Here is a 2680-nt window from a genome sequence, read left to right as displayed (position 1 = left end):
AGATTTTATGGTCTACAATGGCTAATGACTCGTTGCTGATAGATGAAACATCAATATACTTGAAATGTCTATCTGGCTGCTTTCTCGGATCGAGCAGTTTTGTTTTTTGAACTACCTCTCCAAGTCGCACCACCCGCCAATGCTCCGGCAAAGGGCCGAGTTCGGTATCCTTCAAACGCACCTGATCGGCTTGCTCCACAGGCACAGAACCGTAGGTGAAGAGATGGCGCATGAGGCTTCTCTTGAGTTCACGGGCAGCAGCGATAACCTTTTCGGTGGCTTCCCTCGCCTGCTGTACCGTACGTAGAACGTAGGCAATGGCACGCTGTTCCTCGACGGGTGGGCAGGGAAGGAGTAAATTCTCGACATCTGGACGCTGCAGGCTAGGTAAGGTAGTTTTTGCATGTTCACCAGAAAGGGGATGAAGTATCAGCCAGGCGTGAAGAAAGTGAACATCAATCGTTTGCTTCCATTCTAAGTAAAAAGTTGTATCAGCGGGCCAACACATTTTTTCAGATAGCCACACTTGCCCGGCTGTACCTTTTCTACCAATGATAAGTGTAGGAAATTGAATTAGTGGCTTGTCTGACCAGGAATAAACACCGCCTGAACCAATAACAGGGATGGTGCCAGTGGTACTTGGTTTTGCTTTACCATAGCGGACACAAGCTAATTCTCCCAGTCGCACCATCTGCCAATCCTCTGGCAAAGGGCCGAGTTCGGTCATTTTGTAGCCGTTAGGTAAACCCTCTAAGTTCTCATGCATCGTTCCTCTTCTCCAAAAGGCGCTTGCTCTGTTCCTACAAGCGCGGTGAACGCTTTGGGCAACTGGGCATGGCTCGGTAGGCACAAGCGCTCAGGCCCTATAGATTGTCACTTCCTCGCGCAAAACGTCCTCTCGAAGGAGAGGCTTGAGACCGCTGCGCACCACGAGGTCTACCGGCCGACCCAATAGGGAGGATAGCTCACGAGACATGCAGCTTAAGGTCAAAAAACCTACCGATGCCTCCGGCTCAAACTCCACCAGCACATCCACATCGCTTTGCGGCCCGAAATCTTCCCGAAGCGCAGAGCCAAACAGGGATAGTCGTCGCACGCGGTAGCGGCGGCAAAAATCCCCAATCTGCGCTTCAGGAATCTCGAAATTCCCCTTCTCCATGAGAGTGCTCTTCCCCTATAATAGGCGATTTACAAGCCACGATCGTAGGCGCTCTCGCTTATGGTTCTGTTATGATCGCTCACTTCCAGGCAGCTCCGTTTCCATCAGGGAACCGCCAAGCCCCAGTTTTTTTAAGACCGCTGCCAATTCCCGATCGGCACCCATGCGCTCTTCTTCTGCCTCTTGCAGGCGCACCACCGCCTCCTCCAGCGGTACGGTCTCTTCACTACCGTTCATGCTTACATAACGGCTAGGGGAGAGGTTATAGTCGTTTCGGGCGGCCTCTTCGGTGCTGATGATTGCCGATAGGCCCTCCTCTACCCTCCATTCGTGGTAAAGCCGAGCGATTGTCTCGACGTGCTCGTCGGCTAGGTAGTTCTTAGGTCGCCCTTTGGCGAAGAGCGTGGAAGCATTGATGAGCAGAATCTGGCCTGGAGTGCGTTTCTTGCGATTAACCACGAGGATGATGCCCGGCGCGGTGGTGTTGTAAAAAAGATTTTCGGGTAACAGCACGACCGCCTCCACGAGGTCGCATTCCACAAACGCCTTACGGATATCGCGCTCGCGGTTGCTGCCCTGGTTGCCGCTGCCGCGGCTGGTCGCCCCCGTATCCAGCACCACGGCCATGCGACCGGTGTCGTTTAAGGAGGCAAGCATGTGCTGCAGCCAGCCCCAGTCCGCCGAAGAGGTGGGCGGGCTGCCAAAGCGAAAGCGATCGTAGGTGTCGTTTTCGTAGGCTTCTATCGGAAATTTCTGGTTCCACATGGGGTTGGCCGTCACCAGATCGAACCGCATCAACCTGCCGTGGCTATCCTTGAAGGCAGGGTGGCGCATGGTATCGCCCAGTCGGATATCGGCCTCCATATCGTGAATAACGGCATTCATGCGCGCCATGGCAAAAGTAGAGGGGTTCATCTCCTGGCCGAACAGCCGCAGCGGCTGGTGCTCCGAAGGGAGATACCGATGACCATTTTGCGATTGCCCATGTGTTTCCAGCAGCCGCAAATGGCACTTAATGAGCAGGCCGCCGGAGCCGCAGGCCGGGTCGTAGACGGTCATACCGGGCATGGGTTCCAGCAGACGCGCCATCAGCACGGCCACCTCGCGCGGAGTGTAGAACTCGCCGGCACTTTGTCCCTGTCCTTCGGCAAACTTCCGCAGAAGATACTCGTAGGCTCGACCCAGAATATCCGGCTCTACGTCCTGCAGCCCTAGGCGATGGCGGGAGAGAATCTCGACCAATCGAGCAAGATACTCATCGGGCACCATGCGCTGACCGGCGGCGGTGGCGTTGAAGTCCACCAGATCGATAACGCCTTGTAAACGCGTATTCTCGCGGGCTACGGCACGCACGGCATCCGTTAGATACTGCCCCAATCCGGCGGTTTGCCGACGAATGTTTGACCAGCGTGCCACATCGGGAATATAGAAGCGAACCAGGCCAACTTTATCCGAGAAGATTCCCTGCCGCAGCTCTTGTTCAACCAAAGCGGCCGCCATATCTCGACTTCCAAACTCCTG

3 protein-coding genes are annotated in these 2680 nt (G+C 55.1%); all 3 read right to left on the bottom strand.

Annotation, left to right across the window (positions count from 1 at the left end; all coding sequences use genetic code 11):
- Nucleotides 1-766, bottom strand: a 766-nt coding sequence (locus VKV18_RS06575) for a restriction endonuclease subunit S (protein WP_324203412.1), incomplete at its 3' end; no start/stop codon positions are given.
- A gap of 90 nt (nucleotides 767-856) precedes the next feature.
- Nucleotides 857-1159, bottom strand: a complete 303-nt coding sequence (locus tag VKV18_RS06570) for a nucleotidyltransferase family protein (protein WP_324203411.1) — start codon at nucleotides 1157-1159, stop codon at nucleotides 857-859.
- Between the two features lie 69 nt (nucleotides 1160-1228).
- A partial coding sequence (locus tag VKV18_RS06565) for an N-6 DNA methylase (RefSeq protein WP_324203410.1) occupies nucleotides 1229-2680 on the bottom strand: 1452 nt, incomplete at its 5' end.

This window comes from Chthonomonas sp., assembly GCF_035294505.1.
Taxonomy (GTDB): domain Bacteria; phylum Armatimonadota; class Chthonomonadetes; order Chthonomonadales; family Chthonomonadaceae; genus Chthonomonas.
The sequence above is the reverse complement of the archived record's forward strand: the minus strand, read 5'-3'. Positions and strand labels throughout refer to the sequence as shown.